A 22,606-nucleotide genomic window follows, 5' to 3' on the forward strand; every position below is an offset into this window, starting at 1 on the left:
GTACCGAGATAGATAGTCTGCAACGAAACTATCTGCTACGGTCCCACCATGTCCTCCAGAACACCCTCCGGGACGCCCTCCAGAACGCCCGCCAGAACGCCGCGCACCCACCTCGCCCTCGGCGTCGTCGCCGCCGGCACGCTGATGATCATCCTGGACGGTTCCATCGTCACCGTGGCCATGCCGGCCATCCAGCGCGACCTCGACCTCGGCCCCAGCGGCCTGAGTTGGGTCGTCAACACCTACCTCGTCGCCTTCGGCAGCCTGCTGCTGCTCGCCGGACGGCTCGGCGATCTGCTCGGCCGCAAGCGGATGTTCGTCGCCGGCACCGGCGTCTTCACCGCCGCCTCGCTGCTCGCCGGGCTCGCCACCACCCCCGCCGCCCTGCTCACCGCCCGCTTCCTCCAGGGCGTCGGCAGCGCCATGACCGCGGCCGTGGGCCTCGGCATCCTGGTCACCCTCTTCCCCGACGGGCGCCAACGGGGCCGCGCCATAGCCGTGTTCAGCTTCACCGGCGCCGCCGGGGCCTCCCTCGGCCAGGTCCTCGGCGGGGTGCTCACCGACGCCCTCGACTGGCACTGGACGTTCCTGATCAACCTCCCCATCGGCGCCGCCGTCCTCGCCCTGGCGGGCCCCGCCCTCCCCGCCGACCGCGGCCTCGGCCTGCGCGCCGGGGCCGACGCCTGGAGCGCCGGACTCATCACCACCGGCCTCATGGCGGCCCTCTACGGCATCGTCGGCGCCCCCGCCCACGGCTGGGCCTCGCCGCTCACCCTGGCGCCCGCGCTCACCGGCGCCGCGCTGGTCACCGCCTTCTTCCTGCGCCAGCCCCGCGCCCGCACCCCGCTGCTCCCGCCGGCCCTGCTGCGGGTGCGGGCGGTGGCCGGCGCCAACCTCGTGCAACTCCTCACGGTCGCCGCCCTGTTCGCCTTCCAGGTGCTGGTCGCCCTGTACCTCCAGAACGTCCTCGGCCACGGCGCCACCGCCACCGGCCTCGCCATGCTGCCGGCCGCCGTGTCCATCGGCGCCGTCTCACTGCTGCTCTCCCCCCGGCTGATCGGCCGGTACGGCGAACGCGCCGTGCTGCGCGCCGGGTTGGCGCTGCTGCTCGCCATGCTCGTCCTGCTGGCCCGAGTGCCCGTGCACGGCGGCTACGTCGCCGACCTGCTGCCCGTGATGCTGCTCGCCGCCGGCTTCGGCCTGGTCCTGCCCTCGCTCACCCAGCTCGCCATGTCCGGCGCCGGCGAGGCGGACGCGGGGCTGGCCTCGGGGCTGTTCAACACCACCCAGCAGCTCGGCGCGGCCCTCGGCGTCGCCGTCCTGTCCACCCTCGCCGCCGCCCGCACCGACGCCCTGACCCGCGGCGGCGCCGACCGGCCCGAGGCGCTCACCGGCGGCTACCACCTCGCCTTCGCCACCGGCGCCGGGCTGCTCGCCCTCGCCCTGCTGACCACGCTGCTCCTGCTGCGCCGGCCGGCCCCCGTCCCCACCCCGGCGGAGGGGACGGACACCCTTCCGACGCCGGTCGCCTGACCGCGCCGAGCCCTGAGACCCGAGCCCCGAGCCCAAGCCGCGAGGCCCGACAGCCCCGCACCCCGGCCCGGCCCGACCCGAACCGGACCGACCCGACCCGAGAGGAACCCCCATGCCCGGCCCCGCCCCCCGCGTCCTCACCGACCCCGAGCTCGACACCCTGCTCCGCGCCGAGCAGTTCGGCGTACTCGCCAGCGTCCGCCGCACCGGCCACCCGCATCTCGCCACCGTCCTCTACCGCTGGGACCCGGCCGAGCGTGTGATCCGGATCTCCAGCACCCGGGACCGCCTGAAGCCCCGCCACCTGCGCGCCGATCCGCACGCCGCCCTGCACGTCGCGCGCGACGTGTGGACGTACGCGGTCGCCGAGGGCGAGGCGGAGGTGTCCGAGCCGACCGTCGAACCGGGCGACGCCGTCGGGCGCGAGCTGCTCGCGATGGCGGCGGCGGCCGGTGCGCCGGTGGCCGACGAGGCCGCCTTCCTGGCGGAGGCCGTCGCCGAACAGCGCGTCGTCCTCCGCCTGAAGGTGTCCCGCCTGTACGGCACCGCCCTGGACGTCGGGTGAACCCCGCGCGCCCCGGGCTCAGCCGAACATGCCCGGCTCGTACTCCCCGGCCGGCTGCCGGACGAGGACGTTGATCCGGTTGTACGCGTTGATCACGGCGATCAGGCCGACCAGCGCGGCGAGCTGGTCCTCGTCGTAGTGCTCGGCCGCCCGCGCCCACACCGCGTCGCTGACGCCGCCGGCCGCGTCGGCGATGCGGGTGCCCTCCTCGGTCAGCTCCAGGGCGGCGCGCTCGGCGTCGGTGAACACCGTGGCCTCGCGCCAGGCCGCGACGAGGTGCAGGCGCACCGCGCTCTCCCCGGCCTTGGCCGCCTCCTTGGTGTGCATGTCGGTGCAGGCCCCGCAGCCGTTGATCTGGCTGGCGCGGAGCTTCACCAGCTCCTGGGTCGCGAGCGGCAGCGCCGAGTCCCCCAGGGTCACGCCGGCCGCGTTGAGCTGGCGCAGGAACTTGCCGGCGAGCGGGTTGCCGAACAGGTCGAGTCGGGCTTCCATGGTGATCTTCTCCCTCGTCCGTCGCGCTCTCGTGTGCGCGCTTCACCGGTACGACGGATCGCACCGAGCGGATGTGACCGGACCCCCGCCGCACACCATGTGACCCGCGTCTCAGCGGAAGACGGCCGCGTGGCGCAGCGCCCACTCGGCGTACGAGCCGGGCGCCCGGCCGAGGACCCGCTCCACGTCCGGGCTGACGGCCCGCTCGGCCGGCTCCGGGTCGCCCAGGATGGACAGCGTCGTCTCCAGGACCGGCGCCGGCATGAACGCGCCGAACCGGGCGGCGGCCTCCTCGCGGGTCAGCTCCTCGTGGCCGGCCGCGCGCAGGGCCGCCGCCGCGACCTCCGCGATGTCGGCCGGGTCGACGGCCGGCAGGCCGACGTCCCCGAAGGGCGCGGCGACGACCCGCCGGGTGCGCACCGACTCGGCCCAGCCGTAGGTGTTGGAGAAGAAGCCGCCGGGGCGCAGCACCGTCCAGGGCAGGCCCGACTCGCGGACGGCGTCCTCGATGGCCCGGCCGACCCGGCCGTGGGAGACGGTGCCGGGGCGGGTCTCGACGGCCTGGCTGGAGAGCAGCACGACCCGGCCCACTCCGCCGGCCTTCGCGACGTCCATCAGCAGGGGGGCGTCGACGAGGTGGGCGCTGGGGCCGCCGTTCTGGAGGAACAGCGCATCGGCGCCGTCGAGGACCGGCCGCAGCGTCTCGGCGTCGGTGAGGTCGGCCCGCACATGGCCGGCGCCGGCCGGGAGGCCGTCGGCGGTGACGCTCCGGGAGGTGGCGACCACGTCCGCACCGGCCGCCGCGAGGATCTGGACGAGTGAACGGCCGACGTTCCCGGTCGCTCCGGTGACGACGATCATGATTGGCTCCCCTGTTCGACTGTTCGACAACCGAGGAGACGACGCTAACAGCGGCCGTATAGTAGGTACCTAGAGGAAAGTGACTCCCCAGAGGGAATGAGCCCGTGATCGAGGCCGCCACCGAACCGACCGCCGCCGACCCCGAGTTCGCCTGCCCGGTCAGCCCCGTCGTGGACATCGTCTTCAGCCGCTGGACCACGCCGATCCTGTGGTCCCTGCACACCTACGGCCGCCAGCGCTTCGTGGAGCTGGAGCGCCGGATCACCCGGATCACCCCGAAGGTGCTGACGCAGCGGCTGCGGCAGCTGGAGCGGGACGGCCTCGTGGTGCGGACGTACTACCCGGAGATCCCGCCCCGGGTCGAGTACGAGATCAGCGAGCTGGGCCGCAGCCTCGCCCCGCTCTTCGCCCACCTCACCGAGTGGGCCGCCGAGAACCTGGGCCATGTCGCCGCGGCCCGGGCCGCCTACGACGCCGAACCGGGCGGGGCATAGCCTCGGGATCCGGAACGGACCAGCTCGGGATCCGGGACGGACGAGGCGGAGGCAGGCATGGCGAGCGGCAGCACCAAGGGCACCGGCGGCGGGGTCCCCGGCGCGGTGATCGCCGCCGGCGGACTGGTCGGCGGGTACGGCGTGGCGCGCTGGACGAGGCGGCGCCCGCTCGGCGGGGCCGTGCTGGCCGTCGCAGGCGCCGCGGCAGGGCGGCGGTGGCGGGAGCGGGCCGGCGGGAAGGCCGCGGGCGCCCTGGGCGCCGCGTATGTCGCGGCCTTCGCCGGGTCCCACCCGCTGGCCAAGAAGGTGGGCGCCTGGCCCGCGGTGTTCGGCGCCGCCGGGGCCGTGGCGCTGGCCTCCTGGGCGGTGGCGGACCGCAGGGCCTGAGGCCCGCCCCCGGCACAGGGGTCAGGCGCGGTGGCCCAGGACGTTCACCACGCGCCCGTTGGGGTCCCGGACGAAGAAGCGCCGCACGCCCCACTCCTCGTCCCGCAGGTCGCGGACGATCTCGGCGCCGGACGCCAGCACCTCGGCGTACACCGCGTCGACGTCCTCGACCTCCACGCTCAGGTCGGGGACGACCGGGCCGGTGCGCTCCTCGGTGAGCAGGCTGAGCTGGGCGGTGGGGTTGGCCGGGGAGACCAGGGTCGCGACCCACCCCATGTCCATGGCCTCCTCGAAGCCGAGCAGGCCGTAGAAGTCACGGCTCTCGGCCTTGCGCTCCTCGGACGCGACCTCGATGTTCGGGACGATCCTGCGAATGGTCATCGGGCAGGGCTCCTCACGGCGACGGGCACGGGGTGAGGCAGCCTACGCCGGTGCCGCCCCGGTACCCGCAGCCGTGCCGCTCCCCTTCGCAGCCGCCGCCGACAGCGGCTCCGCGATGTCCTCCAGGGACCGGCCCTCCGCCTTCACCGCCAGGAACGCCGCGACCAGACCGCCCGCGCACATCAGCGCCGCGCCGATCTGGAAGGCGAGCACCGTGTCGCCGACCACGCCGGACTCGGTGAGGTCGGCGAAGAGCAGCGGGCCGCTGATGCCGCCGGCGGCGGTGCCGAGGGCGTAGAAGAAGGCGATGGCCATGGCCCGGGTCTCCATCGGGAAGATCTCGGAGACCGTGAGGTACGCGCTGGACGCGCCGGCCGAGGCGAAGAACAGCACCACGCACCAGCACGCCGTCATCGTCGTGGCCGTCAGCGAGCCCCGGTCGAAGAGCCAGGCGGTGCCGAAGAGCAGCACGCCGGAGAGCAGGTAGGTGCTGGAGATCATGATGCGCCGGCCGACCGTGTCGAAGAGCTTGCCGAGCAGCAGCGGGCCGAGGAAGTTGCCGGCCGCGACGACCGCGAAGTAGTAGCCGGTGTGGCCGGTCGGCACGTCGAAGAAGGTGATGAGGATGGTGCCGAAGCCGAAGGTGATGGCGTTGTAGAGGAACGCCTGGCCGATGAAGAGGGCGAGGCCGAGGACGGCGCGGCGCGGGTAGCGGCTGAAGACGGTCTTGGCGATCAGGCCGAAGCCGATGCTCTGCCGCTGCTGGATGGTGATCTCGCCCTTGGGCTTCGGGAGCTTCTCGCCCTTCTCCGCCTCGACCTCGCGTTCCACGTCGCCGACGAGACGGTCGGCCTCGTCCCCTTGTCCGTGGATGAACTGCCAGCGCGGACTCTCCGGGACGTGCCGGCGCACCAGCAGGATGACCAGGCCGAGGACGACGCCGAGGGCGAAGCTGAGCCGCCAGCCGAGGTCCTTGGGGAAGATCGCGGTGTTCAGCATCAGGATCGAGAGCAGTGAGCCGCCGATCGCGCCGAGCCAGTAGCTGCCGTTGATGATCAGGTCGACCCGGCCGCGGTAGCGGGAGGGGATCAGCTCGTCGATGGCGGAGTTGATGGCCGCGTACTCGCCGCCGATGCCGAAGCCGGTCAGGAAGCGGAAGAGGAAGAACCACCAGGACTGGAAGGAGAGCGCCGTCATCGCGGTCGCGGCCAGATAGACCACCAGGGTGACCATGAACAGCTTCTTGCGGCCGAAGCGGTCGGTCAGCCAGCCGAAGAACAGCGCCCCGACGCAGGCGCCCGCCACATACAGGGCGGCGGCCAGGCCGGTGATCTGGGCGGAGCTGATGTCCAGGCCGCTGCCGTCCTCGGCGATCCGGCCGGCCACGTTGCCGACGATCGTCACTTCCAGGCCGTCCAGGATCCAGACGGTGCCCAGGCCGATCACGATCATCCAGTGCCAGCGGGACCAGGGCAGCCGGTCCAGGCGGGCGGGGACCGCGGTGGTGATGGTGCCGGTGGCTGCGGGCACCGAGGCCGGCGACGACTCTGCTGTCATGGCTCCCTCTCCGTCGAGCGAACGCCTCCCGTCTGCCCGGCACGGCAGGCAACAAGCCCGGCCGGGGCGGCTACGCCCCCAGGATGCGGGAGACGGTGTAGATCAGCAGCCCGGCGAGGGAGCCGACCACCGTGCCGTTGATCCGGATGAACTGGAGGTCGCGGCCGATGTGCGCCTCGATCTTGCGGGTGGTGTGCTCGGCGTCCCAGCCGGCCACGGTGTCGGTGATCAGGGAGGTGATCTCGCGCCGGTAGGTGGTCACCACGTACACCGCGGCGCTCTCCACCCAGCCGTCGACCTTGCCCCGCGCCTTGGCGTCGGAGGCCATCCGGGTGCCGAGCGACAGCAGCGAGGCCCGGACCCTGAGGCGCAGCTCGCTGCGCTCGTCCTCCGCCGCCGCGACGATCATGGAGCGTACGGCGCTCCAGGCGGAGGCGATGAGATCCTGCACCTCGCCGCGGCCCAGCACCTCGGTCTTCAGCCGCTCCACGCGGGCCCGGGTGTCGGTGTCGGACTGCAGGTCGGCGGCGAAGTCGGCGAGGAAGCGGTCCAGGGCGCCGCGCGCCGGGTGGGCGGGCATGTCGCGCATCTCCGTGACGAAGCGCAGCAGCTCCTTGTAGACCCGCTCGCCGACCTTGCGGTCCACGAACCGGGGCGTCCAGCCGGGCGCCCCGCCCTGCACGGCGTCCATCACCGAGTCGCCGTGCAGCACCAGCCAGTCGTGGGCGCGGCCGACGACCAGGTCGACGGCGCGGTGGTGGCCGCCGTCGGCGACGACCCGCTCCAGCATCTTGCCGACGCCGGGCGCGATCTCCTGGGCGTCGGCCCGGCGGGTGATGGCCTCGCCGACCACGGCCTGCACGTCGGAGTCGCGCAGCACGGTCAGGGCGCCGCGCAGCGCGGCGGACAGCTCGGCGGTCACCCGGTCGGCGTTCTGCGGCACGGCGAGCCAGGCGCCGAGCCGGCCGGCGATGCCGACGGAGCGCAGCCGCTGGCGCACGACGTCCCCGGAGAGGAAGTTCTCGCCGACGAACTCGCCGAGCGAGACGCCCAGCTGGTCCTTCTTGGTGGGGATGATCGCGGTGTGCGGGATGGGCAGGCCGAGCGGGTGCCGGAAGAGGGCGGTGACCGCGAACCAGTCCGCGAGCGCGCCGACCATGCCGGCCTCGGCGGCGGCCGAGACGTACCCCGCCCAGGGACCGGCGCCCCGGTGTGACGCCCATTCGGCGAGCGCGTAGACCAGCGCGACCAGGAGCAGCAGGCCGGTCGCGGTGAGCTTCATGCGGCGCACACCGCGCTGCTTCTCCTCGTCGGCGGGGCTGAAGGCGGCCATGCTGCGGCCGGCCACCGGCGACCGACCGGCCCCCGCGGCACCGGCCCCGGCCGTCCCGGCACCGGCCCCCACGCCACCCGCCGTCGCCGGAGTGTCCGGAAGCCGCTCCCCGGCGCGTCCCATCGGCTCCCTCGGCTTCATCGGCTCCATCCGCTCCGTCCGCTCCATCCGGTCGATGCCGTCCGCAGGCCCGCCCGTGGCACACGGCCGCTCCCGCCCACCATTGTCCCTTCTTGACCGACCGACACTGGGTCATCGCCCACCGGAACGGAACAGTTGTTCCCCGCATCCACTCATGAGGGGTGAGTTGAGGGGGGTACCGCAGGCCCCAATCCGGCCTATGTCGCATCATGGGTTCATCTGATCGGAGCCTCGGGCTCCCTTCTCCCCTGTCTCCCGAGGAGAACACCACAGCATGTCCCGGGTTCGTGACGGGGGCGCGGACGCGTCTCCCACCAAGCACCGTGCCCTGCTCGCCGCGATCGTCACCCTCATCGTGACGATCTCCGCGGCCATATACGCCGGCACCGCCACCGGCAACGGCGCGCGGACCCGCACAGCGCTCCCCGACGGCCGCCCGCCGTACGGCGCCGCGCCCGCCTCCGCCGGCACCTGGGTCGGCGCCTGGTACGCCGCCCCGTCCGAGGCCGAGCCGGGCACCGCCGTGACCGGCATGGCGAACCGCTCGGTGCGCAACGTGCTGCACGCCTCGGTGGGCGGCAACGGCGCCCGCGTCACCCTGTCCAACCTCTACGGCAGCTCCCCGCTGACCGTCACGCACGCCACCGTCGCGCTGGCCGCCGGACCCGGCACCGCCGCCGCGCGGGAGGGCACCCTGCGCCCGCTGACCTTCGCCGGCAGCCCCCGGGTCACCGTCCCGGCCGGCGGCCAGGTGACGAGCGACAGCGCCGCGCTGGCCGTCCCGCGCGGCGCCGACGTCCTGGTCACCACCTACTCCCCCACCGCCGCCGGCCCGGTCACCTACCACCGGGTGGCCCGGCAGACCAGCTACCTCGCGGCCGGCGACCGCGCCGGGGACACCAGCGGGCTCGCCTACACCGTGCGGACCCCGTTCTGGCGCTACGTCACCGCCCTCGACGTGCAGAGCCACGAGGCCAGGGGCACCGTCGTCGCGCTGGGCGACTCGATCACCGACGGCTTCGCCTCCACCATGGACGCCAACCGCCGCTGGCCCGACGTGTTCGCCGCCCGGCTGCGCGCCGCCGCCCAGGCCGGCGACCCGGACGCGCCCCGCTACAGCGTCGTGAACGCCGGCATCAGCGGCAACCGGGTGCTGACCAGCCGGGGCGGCCGGCCCGCGGACAACCCCAGCGCGCTCAGCCGGTTCTCCCGGGACGTCCTCGGCCGCCCCAACGTGAAGGCGGTCGTCATCGCGCTCGGCGTCAACGACGTCCTCAACAGCCCCCGGCTGGCCGACCGGGACAAGCTGCTGGCCGGCCTGCGCACCCTGGTCGCCCAGGCGCACGCCCGCGGCATCAAGGTCGTCGGCTCCACCATCACCCCCTTCGGCGGGTACGTCCGCTACACCGACGCCCGTGAGGAGATGCGGCAGCAGGTCAACGCGGAGATCCGCGCGGGGCGGGTGTACGACGCCGTGGTCGACTTCGACAAGGTGCTGCGCGACCCGTACGACCCGCGCCGGCTGCGCGCCGAGTACGACAGCGGCGACCACGTGCACCCCGACGACGACGGCTACGCCCGGATGGGCGGCGCCCTGGACCCGGCGGACCTCAAGGGCTCGGTGCCGGTGCGCCTGTGACCGGCGGCCGGCGCCGGCCCGCGGGGCGGCGCCGGCTCAGTCCTCGTCGTCGTAGCGGCCGTACCGGTCGTAGCGGTCGTACCGGCGGCGCTCGCGGTCGTCGCGGCGCAGCTCCCGGCGCTCCCGCCGCTCCTCGCGCAGGCCGTCACGGTGACCGCCGAGCAGGTCGCGGTGGCCCTCCAGCAACCCGCGGTGGGAGCGGTCCTCGGGCAGCTCGCGCCGGCCCGCACCCCGGTCCTGCTTCTCCAGCCGCCGCTCCTCCTTCAGCCGCTGCCGCTCCGCGCGGGTCAGCTTGCGCCGCACGTCGACCCCGCCCCAGAAGGCGAAGCCCGTCACGATCACCCGCGGGGCGCCCGGCTCGCCCGGCACGCCCTCCTCGCGGTGGTCGAAGCCCCCCATGACGCCGATGCCGCGCACCACCACCTCGACGCCGGGCGGCACGATCACGTTCACCCCGCCCATGATCGCGACGCAGTTGAGGACGACCTCGCGCTCCGCGAAGTCCGCCTCGCGCAGGTCGATGTCCCCGCCGCCCCAGAAGGCGACCGCGGTGAACCGCTGCGGCACCCGCCAGCGGCCCTTGCGCTGGAAGCCGGACATCACGGCGACCGCCCACGACGAGGAGCCCTCGCCGCCGGTGATCCGCCCCGCCCAGGCACCGCCCGCCGCCGGGTCCTTGCTCAGCGACACCGCCGGCACCCCGGGCGCCACGGGTGCCGCACCGCCCGGCAGGTCCCGGGTGATGGGCGCCAGCTCGCCGTAGGTCCGGGCGGCGTAGGTGGCCTCCAGCCGCTCCTCGAACTCGGCCATGTCCAGGCGCCCTTCGGCGAGGGCGTCCCGCAGGATCTCGGCGACCCGCTCGCGGTCGGCGTCGGAGGCGCGGAGCCCGGCTGCGTCGTCGGTCATGGACAGCAGCCTACGAGGCGGACGCGCCGGGCACTACGTGCTCGCGCGCTCCGCGTAGATCTTGGCGATCACGGCCTCGATGTCCGGCTCCCGCACCGAGAGGTCGACCAGCGGGTACTCCTCGGCGATCCGCGCCACCAGACCGGCCGCCGACGCCGAGGCCGGGAACGCCAGCCACTGCCGGGGCCCCTCCACCCGCACCACCCGGGCCGGCGCCGGCGCCTCGATCGGCGGCAGCTCCCGCTCCAGGTCGACGACCAGGGTCCGCTCGCTCTCCCCCGCCTCGTGCAGGCCGGCCAGCGGGCCGTCGTACATGAGGCGGCCGTGGTCGATGACCATCACCCGGGAGCAGAGCTGCTCGATGTCCTGGAGGTCGTGGGTGGTCAGCAGCACCGTGGTGCCGCGCTCGGCGTTCAGCTCCTTCAGGAAGGCGCGCACCTTCGCCTTGGAGACCACGTCCAGGCCGATGGTCGGCTCGTCCAGGTAGAGCACGTCCGGATCGTGCAGCAGCGCCGCCGCGAGGTCGCCGCGCATCCGCTGGCCCAGCGACAGCTGGCGCACCGGCACGTCGAGCAGCGCCCCGAGCTGGAGCAGCTCCACACAGCGCGCCAGGTTCTCGCGGTAGCGGGCGTCGGGGATGCGGTACATGCGGTGCGCGAGGCGGTAGGAGTCGATCAGCGGCAGGTCCCACCACAGGGTGGTGCGCTGCCCGAACACCACCCCGATGCGGTGCGCGAGCCGGGTCCGCTCCCGCGACGGGTCGATGCCGGCCACCCGCAGCCGGCCGCCGCTGGGCGTGAGGATGCCGGTGAGCATCTTGATCGTGGTGGACTTGCCGGCGCCGTTGGGACCGATGTAGCCGACCATCTCGCCGCGCGCCACGCGGAAGGTCAGCCCGTCCACGGCCCGCACCTCGCGCCGCTCCCGCTTCAGGAAACCGGTCCGCCTGCGCACCTCGAAGACCTTCTCGACGCCGTCGAGCGCGATGAAGTCCTCCGCTGCCCCTGTCACCGTCTCTCCCCTCAGCTTCCCGTGCTCCGGTACGAACGCAGTCCCGCCCGCCAGGCGAGCCCGGCCGGCACGCAGGCGGCCACCGCCACCAGGGGCGGGGTGAAGGCCACCCAGCCGGGCAGGTCCAGCGGATACGGCCGCCCGAGCACCCAGCTCGCCGGCAGCCAGTTGACGAAGGCCAGCGGCACCACGAAGGTCACCCCGCGCACCAGCTCCACCGCGAACACCGTCGGCGGGTACTGGAGCAGCGTCGTGCCGCCGTAGGTGAAGGCGTTGGCCGCCTCCGAGGCGTCCTGCGCCACGAACTGGAACGCCGCCGCCGCGAGGAACACCGCCCCGAAGATCCCGGCGCCGCTGAGCACGAACACCGGCATCATCAGCACCTTCGCCGGCGTCCAGTCGACGCCGGCCGCGCCGACCGCCCAGCCCAGCACCAGCGCGCCCTGCACCACCCGGCCGAGCCGGCGCAGACCGAAGCGGTCGGCCGCCACCTGGGCGAGGACCGGCGCGGGGCGCACCAGCAGGGTGTCGAGCGTCCCGTCCCGCACCCGGCGCCCCAACCGGTCCATCGAGCCGATGGCGAGGTCGGTCAGGCCGAAGGAGACCGCGGACAGCCCGTACAGGAAGGCGATCTCGGCGAGGCCGTAGCCGCCGAGGACGTCGACCCGGGAGAACATGAGGACGATCGCCAGGAAGTCCAGCGCGGTCACGGCGAAGTTCCCGAGCACGGTCAGCGCGAAGGACGTCCGGTAGGCCATGGTGGAGCGGATCCACATCCCGGCCACCAGCCGGTAGGCCCGCAGCCCCTCGCCGACCAGCCGCGCCCGCGACATGACCGGCACCTCGCCCCGGAGGTCGGACGGGTCAGCCACCCTGCACCACCACCCGCCGGGTCGCCGCCGCCTGCAGCAGCCGGCCCGCCGCCAGCAGCAGGGCGGCCCAGACCGCCTGGAAGGCGAAGACGCCCCAGGGCTCGGCCTCGCCGAGCAGCACGTCCGCCGGGGCCTGGAGCAGACAGGACCAGGGCAGGGCGCGCACGACCTCGCCGAGGGCGCCCGGGAAGACGTTCAGCGGCAGCAGCATGCCCGAGCAGAAGGTGCCCGCCAGCCACATCAGCTGCGTCGCCCCCATCCCGTCCAGGAGCCAGAAGGCGGAGAGCGCCACCAGATAGCGCAGCGCGAAGCTCACCAGCATCCCCAGCACCACCGCCGCCAGGAACGCCGCCCACACCCCCGCCTCGGCCGGCAGCGACACCGGGAAGCACAGCGCCCCGAACGCGAACGGCACCAGGCCCCGTCCCACCAGCTGGAACAGCGCCCGCCCCAGGTCCGCCGCCAGCCACCACAGCTGGAGGTCGGCCGGCCGGTACAGGTCGACGGCGATGTCACCCGTACGGATGCGCTCGATCACGTCGTTCTCCACGCCCCCGCCGCCGATCGCCATCGTCGACAGCAGCGCCTGCCCCAGCCACACGTAGGTGACGGCCTGTCCCTGGTCGTAGCCGCCGAGGTGCGGGCGCTCGTCCCACAGGGCCAGGTAGGTGTAGACGAGGATCAGCCCGAAGACCGTGTTGGTGAACACCCCTGCCGCGGTGGCCGCGCGATAGGTCGCGTACCGTCGTACTCCCCCCGCCGCGACGGCCGCGTACAACCGCCCTGAACCCACGCCCGCCTCCCGCCTGGACCCACCGCCCGGAACCGTCCGGACACCGAAGCGCAGGAGCCTAGTGCGGCGCCCGCCCGCCGTGCCACGGGTTTTCCCGCCGACGCGCACCCCCGGCGTCGCCCGATCCGACGCGTGTGCCGTCGAGCGGGAACGGAACAGGCGGTGCGAGAGTCTTCATCAGAGGGCGCAGAGGCGCACAAGGCCGTACGGGAGCAGACCGTACGACGCGAAACAGGAGTTCGTGCACGAGATGACCGACGAGCCGCAGCCGCAGTCGCAGCAGCCGGACCAGTCCACCCCGCAGAAGGCCAAGCGGCCCAAGCGGACCGGCTGGCGTCGGCTGATCCCGACCTGGCGCATGGTGCTCGGCACCGTCGTCGTCGTGGTCCTCCTCGTGGTCGGCGGCTTCTTCCTCGGCTACTCGCTGGTGCAGATCCCGACCTCCGCCAACGCGCTCGCCACCAAGCAGAGCAACGTCTACCTGTGGGCCGACGGCACCGTGCTCGCCCGCGACGGCGAGGTCAACCGGGAGAACGTCGACCTCAGCCGCATCTCCAAGGACGGCCAGCACGCGGTGCTCGCCGCCGAGGACCGCGACTTCTACACCGAGTCCGCCGTCGACCCGATGGCCATGATCCGGGCCGGCTGGAACACCGCCACCGGCAAGGGCAAGCAGTCCGGCTCCACGATCACGCAGCAGTACGTGAAGAACTACTACCTCGCCCAGGAGCAGACCGTCACCCGCAAGGTGAAGGAGTTCTTCATCTCGATCAAGCTGGACCGGGAGAAGAGCAAGAGCGAGATCCTCGAGGGCTACCTCAACACCAGCTTCTTCGGCCGCGGCGCCTACGGCATCCAGGCCGCGTCCCAGGCGTACTTCGGCGTCGACGCCGCCGGCCTCGACCCGGCCCGCGCCGCGTACCTCGCCTCCCTGCTGAACGCGCCCAGCCAGTACGACGTCGTCGCCCACCCGGAGAACCGGCCGGCCGCCGAGGCCCGCTGGAACTACACGCTGGACGGCATGGTCAAGAAGGGCTGGCTGGACGCCGGCGAGCGGGCCGGGCTGAAGTTCCCGAAGGTCAAGGCGTCCACCGTCTCCACCGGCATGTCGGGGCAGCGCGGCTACGTCGTCAACATCGTCCGGGACTACCTGGTCAAGAACAAGATCGTGGACGAGGAGGAGCTGGGCCGCGGCGGCTACCGCATCACCACCACCCTCCAGAAGGGCAAGCAGGACGCCTTCGTCAAGGCCGTCGACGACCAGCTGATGTCCAAGCTCGACAAGGAGAACAACCCGGTCGACCGCAGCGTCCGGGCCGGCGGCGCCGCCGTCGACCCGAAGACCGGCAAGGTCCTCGCGATGTACAACGGCATCGACTACGTCAAGCAGTACACCCCCAACGCCACCCGCCGGGACTTCCAGGTCGGCTCCTCCTTCAAGCCCTTCGTCCTCGCCGCCGCCGTCCAGCACCACTCCGAGACGCAGGACGGCCGCACCATCAGGCCGAGCACGATCTACGACGGCACCAGCGAGCGCCCCGTGCGCGGCTGGAGCGGCGGCGACTACGCCCCGGAGAACGAGGACCACCGCAGCTACGGCCCCATCACCGTCCGCGAGGCCACCGACAAGTCCGTCAACGCCGTCTACGCCCAGATGGCCGTGGACGTCGGCTCCGACAAGGTCAAGGACACCGCCGTCGACCTCGGCCTGTCCTCCGCGACCCCCGAGCTGATCGCCTCGCCCTCCATCGCCCTCGGCGTCGCCCAGGCCAGCCCGCTGGACATGGCCGAGGCGTACGCCACCCTCGCCAACCACGGCCGGCGCGCCACGTACACGCTGGTCGACCGGGTCACCAAGGGCGGCAAGGACACCGTCGAACTGCCCGAGCGGCGCGAGTCGCAGGCCGTCAGCCGCGAGGCCGCCGACACCACCACCTCCGTGCTGCGGGGCGTCGTGGAGAACGGCACCGCCACCGCCGCGCAGGCCGCCGGCCGGCCCGCGGCGGGCAAGACCGGCACCGCCGAGGAGGACCGGGCCGCCTGGTTCGCCGGCTACACCCCCGACCTCGCCACCGTCGTCGCCGTCATGGGCCAGGACCCCAAGACGGCCAAGCACGTGCCGCTGTACAACGCGATGGGCCTGGACCGGATCAACGGCGGCGGCGCGCCCGCGGAGATCTGGGCGCAGTTCACCCGCGACGCCCTCAAGGGCCGGCCGGTGCGCGACTTCGACCTCCAACTCCAGCCCGGCGCCGACGTCTCCGAGGCCCCGGCCGACCAGTCCTCCGACGAGCCCGGCACCGGCGAGCCCTCCGACGGCGCCACCGACGACAGCAGCGCCACCCCGGACCCCTCCGGCTCGGGCACCCCCGGCCAGGACGGCGGCACCAGCCCCACCGAGCCCGGCGGCGACGACGGCGGCACCCCGCCGACCGGCCCCGCCACCGGCGGCGCCACCACCGAACCGGGCCCCACGGGCGGGGACGACGGCGGGGGCGGCTCGGACGACGGGGGCACCGGCGGTGACGACGACGGCGGTGCCGGCGGCGGCCCCGGCCCCGGCGGCGCCCTCGGCGGCCTCACGGCGACACCCCGCCGGCCATAGGACCTTCTGGCCTAGTGACCGCTGGTCGCCTTGAGCCCCACCACGGCGACCAGCAGCAGGCAGATGAAGAAGATCCGGGCGGCGGTCACCGGCTCCCCCAGCACCACCATGCCGAGCACCGCCGCACCGGCCGCCCCGATGCCCACCCACACGCCGTAGGCGGTGCCGATCGGCAGCGAACGGGCGGCGTAGGACAGCAGCGCCATGCTGGCGACGATCCCGGCGCCGGTGAGCAGGCTGGGCACGAGCCGGGTGAAGCCGTCGGTGTACTTCATCCCGATGGACCAGCCGACCTCCAGCAGACCGGCGACGACGAGCAGAACCCACGCCATGACAGGCACCTCCGTGTACGGAACTGAACGGTGGTGCGTCGTCTTTGCCTGACCCGGTACGGCGCGTCTCGTCGGGGTCCTTCCACGGTAGCAAGGAACGCGGGAAGGGGCCGGTGACGTCGATCACCGGCCCCTTCCCGGGGTGTTCCACGGGTCGTTCTACAGATACAGGCCGGTGGAGTCCTCCGACCCCTCGAACCGGTCCGCGGCCACGGCGTGCAGGTCGCGCTCGCGCATCAGCACGTACGCGGTCCCGCGCACCTCGACCTCCGCGCGGTCCTCCGGGTCGTACAGCACCCGGTCGCCGGGCTCCACGGTCCGCACGTTCTGCCCGACCGCGACGACCTCGGCCCAGGCCAGGCGCCGGCCCACCGCCGCGGTGGCGGGGATGAGGATGCCGCCACCCGAACGCCGCTCGCCCTCGCTGGTGTCCTGCCGCACGAGCACGCGGTCGTGCAGCATCCGGATGGGCAGCTTGTCGTCCTGGGTGCCTGGCTGGCTCTTCTTGGCGCTCACGCCCGAAAACCTACCCGCCCGGCCTCAGTCGCCGCGCCGCCGGGTGCCGAGGGCGAGCAGCCCCACGACGGCGACGACGGCCACCGCCACGGGCACGACCCGCTCCAGCCTGGGCGCGCCCTTCTCGTCCGTGAACTGCGCCTTCACCTGTCCGACCACCCGGTTGACCTGGACGTAGGCCCGCCCGACCGTGTGGTCGACGCTGGAGGCGACCTTCGCCTTCGCGTCGCCGACGATCGTCTTGGGGTGCACCCGCATCCCCAGCTCGTCGAGGGTCTCGGCCAGCACCTCGCGGCGACGCCTGATGTCCGCCTCGATCTGCGCCGGGGTCCTGCTGTCCGACGTGTCCGCCACCGTACGCCCTCCGAAGTCTGCTGACGCTGTCCCGGACAGTCTGTCAGCTCCGGCCCGCGCCGCACTGTCAGGACCCCCGGTTACGCTGTTTCGATGAGCGAGCGACTCCAGACCGGGGACGTGGCCCCCGCCTTCAGCCTCCCGGACGCCGACGGCCACGAGGTGTCCCTGTCCGACCACACGGGCCGCAAGGTCATCGTCTACTTCTACCCCGCTGCCCTTACCCCCGGCTGCACCAAGCAGGCGTGCGACTTCACCGACAACCTCGACCTGCTGGCCGCCTCGGGGTACGACGTGATCGGCATCTCCCCCGACAAGCCCGAGAAGCTCGCGAAGTTCCGCGACAAGGAGTCCCTCTCGGTCACCCTCCTCGCCGACCCGGAGAAAAAGGTCCTGGAGACCTACGGCGCGTACGGCGAGAAGAAGCTCTACGGCAAGACGGTCACGGGCGTCATCCGCTCCACGATCATCGTCGACGAACAGGGCAAGGTCGACCGCGCCCTGTACAACGTGAAGGCCACGGGCCACGTCGCCAAGATCATCAAGGACCTGGGCCTCTGACCTCCGTCCCCCGGAAAGGCCGTACCGAACCCCCGGTACGGCCTTTTCGCATGCCGGGCGTGACCGCATGGGCCGCAGCTCGTTACTCCGTACGAGCCACGAACAGGTGGCCGGGGACGGAGGGGTTCGATGGGGGCCAGTGCATACACGAGGGAGCGACTGGAAGAGGCGGCCCGGGGAGCACGGACACTTTCGGAGGCGTTGGTGCGGATGGGGGTGGACCCGCGGAGCTCTACACGCCGGTACCTGCTGGACCGGATGAAACGGCTCGGCGTGGACACGTCCCACTTCCAGCGCGAGGGCGTGAAGTGGACGAGAGAGGTCCCCCAAGAGGCGGTCGCCGCCTCCACCAACATGTGCGGGGTTCTCCGGTATCTCGGGCTGGAAGTAGTCGGTGGACACCACACGCACATCAGTCGCCGCATCAAGGCGTATGGCATCGATGTCTCGCACTTCCGGTCCCCCACGCGGAAGGGCCTCCCCTGGCGCCCTCGGACACCGGAGGGCCTGCTCGTGGAACAACCTCCCAGTAGCGCCCGCCGCGTCCCGGCCGACCGGCTGCGGTGGGCGATGGCGGCTCTCGGGTTGCCAGAGCGATGCGCCCTCTGCGGCACGGACAGCGTCTGGCGGGGACGGCCACTCCCGCTGGAGGTCGACCACATCGACGGCAACTGGCGCGACAACAGGATCGGCAACCTGCGCTTCCTGTGCCCCAACTGCCATGCGACCACGGATCGGTACCGGGGGCGCGGCAAGGGGCGGGTGCGCGCGTGAGCAGCGGCGAGCTGCGGGTGGCGGTGGCCGAATCCGTCTCGATTGCCGAAGTCCTCCGCCGACTCGGGCAACCGGACAACCAGTCCCGGCGCGCGGCGCTGCGCCGACAGATCACCGCTGAAGCCCTCTCGACCGCGCACTTCCTCGGCCAGGGCCACCGGCGCGGGCGACCAGGCCCGCACCCTCGCCGAGAAGCCGACGACATCCTCGTCCGGCATGACGGCGAGAGGCGCACCAAGACCGCCCTGCTGCGTCGAGCCCTGCGCGAAGTCGGAGTACCCGAGAAGTGCGCGGAGTGCGGGACGGGTCCGGAATGGCAGGGCAGGCCCATGACGCTGGAGGTGGACCACCTGAACGGCGACTGGGGCGACGGCCGACGGGAGAACCTGCGGCTGCTGTGTCCTAACTGCCACGCCGTCACCGGCACCTGGTGCCGAGGAGGACGGCGCGGTCATACTCTTCCCCGGTAGAGTGGCGAGGGCCGGGCGCCCGTACGCCAACGGCCGAGCGGCAGTCTTTAGGTGGCTGTGTTTGTCGGTTCGAATCCGACCGGGCGCACGAAAGAACGGGCCCCGCACCCCCTGACCGGAGGTGCGGGGCCCGTCATGGGCTCAGCCCAGCAGCTCCCGCACCACCGGCACCAGCGCCCGGAACGCCTTGCCGCGGTGGCTGATCGCGTTCTTCTCGGCCGGTGTCAGTTCCGCGCAGGTGCGGGTCTCGCCGGACGGCTCCAGGATCGGGTCGTAGCCGAAGCCGCCGGTGCCGGCGGGGGTGGTGCGGAGGGTGCCGGGGAGGGTGCCCTCGACCACGCGTTCCGTGCCGTCGGGGAGGGCGAGGGCGGCGGCGCAGGCGAAGTGGGCGCCGCGGTGTCCGGGGGCGATGTCGCCGAGCTGGGCGAGGAGGAGGTCGAGGTTGGCCTGGTCGTCGCCGTGGCGGCCGGCCCAGCGGGCGGAGAAGATGCCGGGCGCGCCGTTCATGACGTCGACGCAGAGGCCGGAGTCGTCGGCGACGGCGGGCAGGCCGGTGGCCCGGGCGAGGGCGTGCGCCTTGAGGAGGGCGTTCTCGGCGAAGGTGACGCCGGTCTCCTTGACGTCGGGGATGTCGGGGTAGGCGTCCGCGCCGACGAGGGTGTGGGGCAGGCCCGCGTCGGCGAGGATGGCCCGCAGTTCGGTGATCTTTCCGGCGTTGCGGGTGGCGAGGATCAGGCGGCTCATGGGGTCCAGTATCCAGGCCGGTACCCGGAGCGCCGGGCTACGGGGTGCAGACCTTCGTCAGTTCGCCGGCCGCGCTCGTGACCGGGGTGAGGTCCGGGGTGCGGTCGCCGTCGCGGACCGCGGTGCGGATGTTGTCGACGGCGGTGCCGAGGTGGTCCACGGCCTCCTCGACGTCGACGTCGTCGGTGCTGTCGCCGATCTCGGTGAGGTCGCGGTCTATGGAGTCCAGGGACCTCTCAAGCGCCGCCGGGTCGTTCGAGGCGTTCTCCGCCGCCTGCTGGAGCGCCGTGACGCTGTCGGCGATGGAGTCGGCGGTCTGCACGCAGTCCAGGGCCTTGCCGACCGCGTCGCAGCCGGTGGTGGTGAGGGCGGCGCTCAGCACGAGACCGGTGACGGCGGTGGCGAGAACGCTGCGGCGTCGGGTCGCGGCCATGGATCTCGGTCCTCCCCAGGGGGACGGGGCCGGGCGGCCCGGATGCGGTGCGGCGGTGCGGGGTACGGCGGCTCGTCCGTACGCCCGCACTGCCCAAGACGCGGTGATGGTCCCCGGAGTTGCGTCCCCATGTCGCCTTTGTTGACGCGCTGTTGACGCGTCCTTTGCCCGGCCGCCTACTCCCCCGCGACGGCGGCGAGCGCCTTGCGCTGCAGCTCCGTCAGCTCGGCGCAGCCGCCGGCGGCGAGGTCGAGCAGGGCGTTCAGCTCCTCGCGGGCGAAGGGCTCGGCCTCGGCGGTGCCCTGGACCTCCACGAACCGCCCGTCGCCGGTGCAGACGACGTTCATGTCGGTCTCGGCGCGCACGTCCTCCTCGTAGCGCAGGTCGAGCAGCGGGACGCCGCCGACGATGCCGACGGAGACGGCGGAGACGGTGCCGGTCAGCGGCTTGCGGCCGGCCTTGATCAGCTTGCGACCCTGCGCCCAGGCGACGGCGTCGGCGAGGGCGACGTAGGCGCCGGTGATGGCGGCGGTGCGGGTGCCGCCGTCGGCCTGGAGGACGTCGCAGTCGAGGACGACGGTGTTCTCGCCGAGCGCCTTGTAGTCGACGACGGCACGCAGGGAGCGGCCGATGAGGCGGCTGATCTCGTGGGTCCGGCCGCCGATGCGGCCCTTGACGGACTCGCGGTCGCCGCGGGTGTTGGTGGCCCGGGGCAGCATGGCGTACTCGGCGGTGACCCAGCCCTCGCCGCTGCCCTTGCGCCAGCGGGGGACGCCCTCGGTGACGGAGGCGGTGCAGAGCACCTTGGTGTCGCCGAAGGAGACGAGGACGGAGCCCTCGGCGTGCTTGCTCCAGTTCCGTTCGATGGTGACCGGGCGGAGCTGCTGGGGGGTGCGGCCGTCGATGCGTGACATGCGGGTGAGCCTAGCGGGCCATGGGGAAGGGGCCCGCCCCGCGCACGTCGGGTGCGTACCGGGCGGGCCCCTTCACCGTGAGCGCGCCTGGCTCACATCATGTCTTCGATCTCCGCGGCGATCGGGTCGGCGTCGGTGCCGATGACGACCTGGATGGCGGTGCCCATCTTGACGACGCCGTGGGCGCCGGCGGCCTTCAGGGCGGCCTCGTCGACCTTGGAGGCGTCGTGGACCTCGGTGCGCAGGCGGGTGATGCAGCCCTCGACCTCGTCGATGTTGTCGATGCCGCCGAGCCCGGCGACGATCTTCTCAGCCTTGCTGGCCATAGTCCTTCTCCCTGATCCGAACCGCTTTGTCGCAGTAACCCACAGTTGGCCCATCTTCGCGAGCGGTCATGCGGTGCGTACCGAATGATGGCGTCACGACAGCGGAACCGTCCTCAACTGGTCTACACCACCGGGGGTACGGCCGCCAAACCGCCGGCCGGATGGAGCCCGGATGAGTGCCGACAGCGCGGTCAGTCCCTCCCGTGCCCGTATGAACAGCCTGTTCCAGGGCTTGCAGAAGATGGGCCGCAGCTTGCAGTTGCCCATCGCCGTCCTGCCCGCCGCGGGCATCCTCAACCGTCTCGGCCAGCCGGACGTCTTCGGCGCCGACGGGCTGGGGTGGACGAACGTCTCGAAGGTCATGATCGGCGCGGGTGGCGCGCTGCTCGACGGGGCGCTCGGGCTGCCGCTGCTGTTCTGCGTGGGCGTGGCCATCGGGATGGCGAAGAAGGCGGACGGGTCGACGGCGCTGGCGGCGGTGGCCGGGTTCCTCGTCTACTACAACGTGCTGCGCCAGTTCCCGGAGGACTGCCCCGGCGGCTCGAAGGCGGTGCCGCAGGTCGGCTGCGAGCTGACCGACGGGTCGGGGACGGTCACGCAGTTCACGTACCAGAACCCGGGGGTGTTCGGCGGCATCGTGATGGGCCTGGCGGCGGCCTACTTCTGGCGGCGCTTCCACCGCACCAAGCTGGTGGACTGGCTGGGCTTCTTCAACGGCCGCCGGCTCGTCCCCATCATCATGGCGTTCGTCGCCATCGTGTTCGCGGCGCTGTGCCTGTGGGTCTGGCCGCCGATCGGCGACGCGCTGGAGAGCTTCAGCGACTGGCTGAACGGGATCGGCGCGTGGGGCGCGGGCGTGTTCGGGCTGGCGAACCGGGCGCTGCTGGTGATCGGGCTGCACCAGTTCCTCAACGTGCCGATGTGGTTCCAGTTCGGCAGCTACACCAAGCCGGACGGCACGGTGGTGCACGGCGACATCAACATGTTCCTGGCCGGCGACCCGAACGCGGGGCAGTTCACCACCGGCTTCTTCCCGATCATGATGTTCGCGCTGCCGGCCGCGGCGCTGGCGATCACGCACTGCGCGAAGCCGCACCGCCGCAAGGAGGTCGGCGGCCTGATGCTGTCGGTGGCGCTGACCTCCTTCGTCACCGGCATCACCGAGCCGCTGGAGTACTCCTTCCTCTTCGTGGCGCCGGTGCTGTACGCGATGCACGCGGTGCTGACCGGCGTCTCGATGGCCCTCACCTGGGCGCTGGGGGTGAAGGACGGCTTCAGTTTCTCGGCCGGCCTGATCGACTACGTCATCAACTGGAACCTGGCGACCAAGCCGTGGCTGATCATCCCGATCGGCCTGGGCTTCGCGGCGGTGTACTACGCGGTGTTCCGCCTCGCGATCACGAAGTTCGACCTGAAGACGCCGGGGCGGGAACCGGAGGACGAAGTGGAGGACGTCACCAAGTCCTGACGGGACCGCCCTGGGGGGCCTGACCTGCGGTCTTGACGCCGTTGCGGCCGTGATCCCATCGTTGCGGAATCGTGGGTTCCTTACGCCACCTTCATCGTGTTACAACAGGTCTACACCACTCAGTGGTGTAGACCACCACCGATG

26 protein-coding genes, 1 tRNA gene and 1 riboswitch are annotated in these 22,606 nt (G+C 72.7%); of the genes, 11 read left to right on the plus strand and 16 right to left on the minus strand.

What is annotated here, in order from left to right:
• Positions 1 to 48 precede the first annotated feature (48 nt).
• A complete protein-coding gene (locus tag ACGFZL_RS20545) occupies positions 49 to 1,533 on the plus strand; it encodes an MFS transporter (protein ID WP_393693528.1) in 1,485 nt (494 codons plus the stop codon).
• A 112-nt stretch (positions 1,534 to 1,645) separates the two neighbouring features.
• The gene (locus tag ACGFZL_RS20550) at positions 1,646 to 2,098 is read left to right on the plus strand and encodes a TIGR03618 family F420-dependent PPOX class oxidoreductase (protein WP_393693530.1); all 453 of its coding nucleotides are present in this window, start codon (positions 1,646 to 1,648) and stop codon (positions 2,096 to 2,098) included.
• An 18-nt stretch (positions 2,099 to 2,116) separates the two neighbouring features.
• Here the strand turns inward: ACGFZL_RS20550 and ACGFZL_RS20555 are convergent, their stop codons facing one another.
• Both ACGFZL_RS20555 and ACGFZL_RS20560 read right to left on the minus strand, forming a co-directional pair.
• Positions 2,117 to 2,590, minus strand: a complete 474-nt coding sequence (locus tag ACGFZL_RS20555) for a carboxymuconolactone decarboxylase family protein (RefSeq protein WP_393693532.1) — start codon at positions 2,588 to 2,590, stop codon at positions 2,117 to 2,119.
• 111 nt (positions 2,591 to 2,701) lie between these two features.
• On the minus strand, positions 2,702 to 3,451 hold the full coding sequence (locus ACGFZL_RS20560; RefSeq protein ID WP_393693534.1) for an SDR family oxidoreductase: 750 nt from the start codon (positions 3,449 to 3,451) through the stop codon (positions 2,702 to 2,704).
• Positions 3,452 to 3,555: 104 nt separating this feature from the next.
• Here ACGFZL_RS20560 and ACGFZL_RS20565 point away from each other — a divergent pair, with 104 nt between their 5' ends.
• On the plus strand, positions 3,556 to 3,945 hold the full coding sequence (locus ACGFZL_RS20565; protein WP_393693536.1) for a winged helix-turn-helix transcriptional regulator: 390 nt from the start codon (positions 3,556 to 3,558) through the stop codon (positions 3,943 to 3,945).
• 57 nt (positions 3,946 to 4,002) lie between these two features.
• Positions 4,003 to 4,332: a hypothetical protein gene (locus ACGFZL_RS20570; protein WP_393693538.1), complete on the plus strand. Its 330-nt coding sequence runs from the start codon at positions 4,003 to 4,005 to the stop codon at positions 4,330 to 4,332.
• A 21-nt stretch (positions 4,333 to 4,353) separates the two neighbouring features.
• Here ACGFZL_RS20570 and ACGFZL_RS20575 read toward each other — a convergent pair whose 3' ends face one another.
• The 3 genes from ACGFZL_RS20575 to ACGFZL_RS20585 form a co-directional block, all read right to left on the minus strand.
• On the minus strand, positions 4,354 to 4,713 hold the full coding sequence (locus tag ACGFZL_RS20575; RefSeq protein WP_355165433.1) for a VOC family protein: 360 nt from the start codon (positions 4,711 to 4,713) through the stop codon (positions 4,354 to 4,356).
• Between the two features lie 42 nt (positions 4,714 to 4,755).
• On the minus strand, positions 4,756 to 6,270 hold the full coding sequence (locus ACGFZL_RS20580) for an MFS transporter (protein ID WP_393693540.1): 1,515 nt from the start codon (positions 6,268 to 6,270) through the stop codon (positions 4,756 to 4,758).
• 70 nt (positions 6,271 to 6,340) lie between these two features.
• Positions 6,341 to 7,726, minus strand: a complete 1,386-nt coding sequence (locus ACGFZL_RS20585; protein ID WP_393693542.1) for a DUF445 domain-containing protein — start codon at positions 7,724 to 7,726, stop codon at positions 6,341 to 6,343.
• 292 nt (positions 7,727 to 8,018) lie between these two features.
• Between ACGFZL_RS20585 and ACGFZL_RS20590 the strand changes: the two genes are divergently transcribed.
• Positions 8,019 to 9,383 (plus strand): SGNH/GDSL hydrolase family protein, encoded by a 1,365-nt coding sequence (locus tag ACGFZL_RS20590; protein WP_393693544.1) that lies wholly within the window; start codon positions 8,019 to 8,021, stop codon positions 9,381 to 9,383.
• Positions 9,384 to 9,419: 36 nt separating this feature from the next.
• Here ACGFZL_RS20590 and ACGFZL_RS20595 read toward each other — a convergent pair whose 3' ends face one another.
• Genes ACGFZL_RS20595 through ACGFZL_RS20610 form a run of 4 tightly spaced genes read right to left on the minus strand, consistent with a single transcriptional unit; the run spans position 9,420 to position 12,965 of the window.
• Positions 9,420 to 10,289 carry a DUF1707 domain-containing protein gene (locus ACGFZL_RS20595; RefSeq protein WP_393693546.1) on the minus strand — a complete coding sequence of 290 codons (870 nt, stop codon included), beginning with the start codon at positions 10,287 to 10,289 and terminating at the stop codon, positions 9,420 to 9,422.
• A 33-nt stretch (positions 10,290 to 10,322) separates the two neighbouring features.
• Positions 10,323 to 11,300, minus strand: coding sequence for an ABC transporter ATP-binding protein (locus ACGFZL_RS20600; RefSeq protein ID WP_355165422.1), 978 nt, complete (start codon positions 11,298 to 11,300; stop codon positions 10,323 to 10,325).
• 11 nt (positions 11,301 to 11,311) lie between these two features.
• On the minus strand, positions 11,312 to 12,133 hold the full coding sequence (locus ACGFZL_RS20605) for an ABC transporter permease (RefSeq protein WP_393693761.1): 822 nt from the start codon (positions 12,131 to 12,133) through the stop codon (positions 11,312 to 11,314).
• Positions 12,134 to 12,164: 31 nt separating this feature from the next.
• Positions 12,165 to 12,965, minus strand: a complete 801-nt coding sequence (locus ACGFZL_RS20610; protein ID WP_393693548.1) for an ABC transporter permease — start codon at positions 12,963 to 12,965, stop codon at positions 12,165 to 12,167.
• A 250-nt stretch (positions 12,966 to 13,215) separates the two neighbouring features.
• On the opposite strand from ACGFZL_RS20610, the gene ACGFZL_RS20615 reads away from it, so the two are divergent.
• Positions 13,216 to 15,570 carry a transglycosylase domain-containing protein gene (locus ACGFZL_RS20615; protein WP_393693550.1) on the plus strand — a complete coding sequence of 785 codons (2,355 nt, stop codon included), beginning with the start codon at positions 13,216 to 13,218 and terminating at the stop codon, positions 15,568 to 15,570.
• 11 nt (positions 15,571 to 15,581) lie between these two features.
• Here ACGFZL_RS20615 and ACGFZL_RS20620 read toward each other — a convergent pair whose 3' ends face one another.
• The 3 genes from ACGFZL_RS20620 to ACGFZL_RS20630 form a co-directional block, all read right to left on the minus strand.
• Positions 15,582 to 15,902, minus strand: coding sequence for an SMR family transporter (locus ACGFZL_RS20620; RefSeq protein ID WP_355165418.1), 321 nt, complete (start codon positions 15,900 to 15,902; stop codon positions 15,582 to 15,584).
• 32 nt (positions 15,903 to 15,934) lie between these two features.
• Positions 15,935 to 16,003: riboswitch (guanidine-III (ykkC-III) riboswitch) on the minus strand.
• A gap of 58 nt (positions 16,004 to 16,061) precedes the next feature.
• On the minus strand, positions 16,062 to 16,364 hold the full coding sequence (locus tag ACGFZL_RS20625) for a co-chaperone GroES (protein WP_203634995.1): 303 nt from the start codon (positions 16,362 to 16,364) through the stop codon (positions 16,062 to 16,064).
• Positions 16,365 to 16,442: 78 nt separating this feature from the next.
• A complete protein-coding gene (locus ACGFZL_RS20630) occupies positions 16,443 to 16,772 on the minus strand; it encodes a DUF3618 domain-containing protein (protein ID WP_393693553.1) in 330 nt (109 codons plus the stop codon).
• Positions 16,773 to 16,865: 93 nt separating this feature from the next.
• On the opposite strand from ACGFZL_RS20630, the gene bcp reads away from it, so the two are divergent.
• The 4 genes from bcp to ACGFZL_RS20650 all read left to right on the plus strand — a co-directional run bounded on the left by bcp (position 16,866) and on the right by ACGFZL_RS20650 (position 18,665).
• Positions 16,866 to 17,333, plus strand: a complete 468-nt coding sequence (gene bcp / locus ACGFZL_RS20635; protein ID WP_393693555.1) for a thioredoxin-dependent thiol peroxidase — start codon at positions 16,866 to 16,868, stop codon at positions 17,331 to 17,333.
• Positions 17,334 to 17,462: 129 nt separating this feature from the next.
• A complete protein-coding gene (locus ACGFZL_RS20640) occupies positions 17,463 to 18,107 on the plus strand; it encodes an HNH endonuclease signature motif containing protein (RefSeq protein ID WP_393693557.1) in 645 nt (214 codons plus the stop codon).
• Positions 18,104 to 18,577, plus strand: a complete 474-nt coding sequence (locus ACGFZL_RS20645; RefSeq protein ID WP_393693559.1) for an HNH endonuclease — start codon at positions 18,104 to 18,106, stop codon at positions 18,575 to 18,577. Before ACGFZL_RS20640 ends, ACGFZL_RS20645 begins: the two co-directional genes overlap by 4 nt.
• 15 nt (positions 18,578 to 18,592) lie before the next feature.
• Positions 18,593 to 18,665, plus strand: a tRNA-Leu gene (locus tag ACGFZL_RS20650).
• 53 nt (positions 18,666 to 18,718) lie between these two features.
• Here ACGFZL_RS20650 and rdgB read toward each other — a convergent pair.
• The 4 genes from rdgB to ACGFZL_RS20670 form a co-directional block, all read right to left on the minus strand.
• Entirely contained in the window at positions 18,719 to 19,321 is a 603-nt protein-coding gene (gene rdgB, locus ACGFZL_RS20655; RefSeq protein ID WP_393693561.1) for an RdgB/HAM1 family non-canonical purine NTP pyrophosphatase, read from the minus strand.
• A gap of 37 nt (positions 19,322 to 19,358) precedes the next feature.
• Entirely contained in the window at positions 19,359 to 19,754 is a 396-nt protein-coding gene (locus tag ACGFZL_RS20660; protein ID WP_393693563.1) for a hypothetical protein, read from the minus strand.
• Between the two features lie 176 nt (positions 19,755 to 19,930).
• Positions 19,931 to 20,668 (minus strand): ribonuclease PH, encoded by a 738-nt coding sequence (gene rph / locus ACGFZL_RS20665; protein ID WP_393693565.1) that lies wholly within the window; start codon positions 20,666 to 20,668, stop codon positions 19,931 to 19,933.
• A gap of 92 nt (positions 20,669 to 20,760) precedes the next feature.
• A complete protein-coding gene (locus tag ACGFZL_RS20670) occupies positions 20,761 to 20,994 on the minus strand; it encodes a glucose PTS transporter subunit EIIB (RefSeq protein ID WP_061444474.1) in 234 nt (77 codons plus the stop codon).
• Positions 20,995 to 21,166: 172 nt separating this feature from the next.
• On the opposite strand from ACGFZL_RS20670, the gene ACGFZL_RS20675 reads away from it, so the two are divergent.
• Complete coding sequence (locus tag ACGFZL_RS20675; RefSeq protein ID WP_393693567.1) at positions 21,167 to 22,462, plus strand: PTS transporter subunit EIIC; 1,296 nt, start codon at positions 21,167 to 21,169, stop codon at positions 22,460 to 22,462.
• Positions 22,463 to 22,606 lie beyond the last annotated feature (144 nt).

This window comes from Streptomyces sp. NPDC048182, assembly GCF_043202555.1.
GTDB lineage: Bacteria > Actinomycetota > Actinomycetes > Streptomycetales > Streptomycetaceae > Streptomyces.

Bases quoted from the DNA above. Each gene is read 5' to 3' on its own strand.
- ACGFZL_RS20545 (WP_393693528.1), top strand. From the start codon at position 49: ATGTCCTCCAGAACACCCTCCGGGACGCCCTCCAGAACGCCCGCCAGA.
- ACGFZL_RS20550 (WP_393693530.1), top strand. From the start codon at position 1,646: ATGCCCGGCCCCGCCCCCCGCGTCCTCACCGACCCCGAGCTCGACACC.
- ACGFZL_RS20555 (WP_393693532.1), bottom strand. From the start codon at position 2,590: ATGGAAGCCCGACTCGACCTGTTCGGCAACCCGCTCGCCGGCAAGTTC.
- ACGFZL_RS20560 (WP_393693534.1), bottom strand. From the start codon at position 3,451: ATGATCGTCGTCACCGGAGCGACCGGGAACGTCGGCCGTTCACTCGTC.
- ACGFZL_RS20570 (WP_393693538.1), top strand. From the start codon at position 4,003: ATGGCGAGCGGCAGCACCAAGGGCACCGGCGGCGGGGTCCCCGGCGCG.
- ACGFZL_RS20575 (WP_355165433.1), bottom strand. From the start codon at position 4,713: ATGACCATTCGCAGGATCGTCCCGAACATCGAGGTCGCGTCCGAGGAG.
- ACGFZL_RS20580 (WP_393693540.1), bottom strand. From the start codon at position 6,270: ATGACAGCAGAGTCGTCGCCGGCCTCGGTGCCCGCAGCCACCGGCACC.
- ACGFZL_RS20585 (WP_393693542.1), bottom strand. From the start codon at position 7,726: ATGGGACGCGCCGGGGAGCGGCTTCCGGACACTCCGGCGACGGCGGGT.
- ACGFZL_RS20590 (WP_393693544.1), top strand. From the start codon at position 8,019: ATGTCCCGGGTTCGTGACGGGGGCGCGGACGCGTCTCCCACCAAGCAC.
- ACGFZL_RS20595 (WP_393693546.1), bottom strand. From the start codon at position 10,289: ATGACCGACGACGCAGCCGGGCTCCGCGCCTCCGACGCCGACCGCGAG.
- ACGFZL_RS20605 (WP_393693761.1), bottom strand. From the start codon at position 12,133: ATGTCGCGGGCGCGGCTGGTCGGCGAGGGGCTGCGGGCCTACCGGCTG.
- ACGFZL_RS20615 (WP_393693550.1), top strand. From the start codon at position 13,216: ATGACCGACGAGCCGCAGCCGCAGTCGCAGCAGCCGGACCAGTCCACC.
- ACGFZL_RS20620 (WP_355165418.1), bottom strand. From the start codon at position 15,902: ATGGCGTGGGTTCTGCTCGTCGTCGCCGGTCTGCTGGAGGTCGGCTGG.
- ACGFZL_RS20625 (WP_203634995.1), bottom strand. From the start codon at position 16,364: ATGCTGCACGACCGCGTGCTCGTGCGGCAGGACACCAGCGAGGGCGAG.
- bcp (WP_393693555.1), top strand. From the start codon at position 16,866: ATGAGCGAGCGACTCCAGACCGGGGACGTGGCCCCCGCCTTCAGCCTC.
- ACGFZL_RS20640 (WP_393693557.1), top strand. From the start codon at position 17,463: ATGGGGGCCAGTGCATACACGAGGGAGCGACTGGAAGAGGCGGCCCGG.
- rdgB (WP_393693561.1), bottom strand. From the start codon at position 19,321: ATGAGCCGCCTGATCCTCGCCACCCGCAACGCCGGAAAGATCACCGAA.
- ACGFZL_RS20660 (WP_393693563.1), bottom strand. From the start codon at position 19,754: ATGGCCGCGACCCGACGCCGCAGCGTTCTCGCCACCGCCGTCACCGGT.
- rph (WP_393693565.1), bottom strand. From the start codon at position 20,668: ATGTCACGCATCGACGGCCGCACCCCCCAGCAGCTCCGCCCGGTCACC.
- ACGFZL_RS20670 (WP_061444474.1), bottom strand. From the start codon at position 20,994: ATGGCCAGCAAGGCTGAGAAGATCGTCGCCGGGCTCGGCGGCATCGAC.
- ACGFZL_RS20675 (WP_393693567.1), top strand. From the start codon at position 21,167: ATGAGTGCCGACAGCGCGGTCAGTCCCTCCCGTGCCCGTATGAACAGC.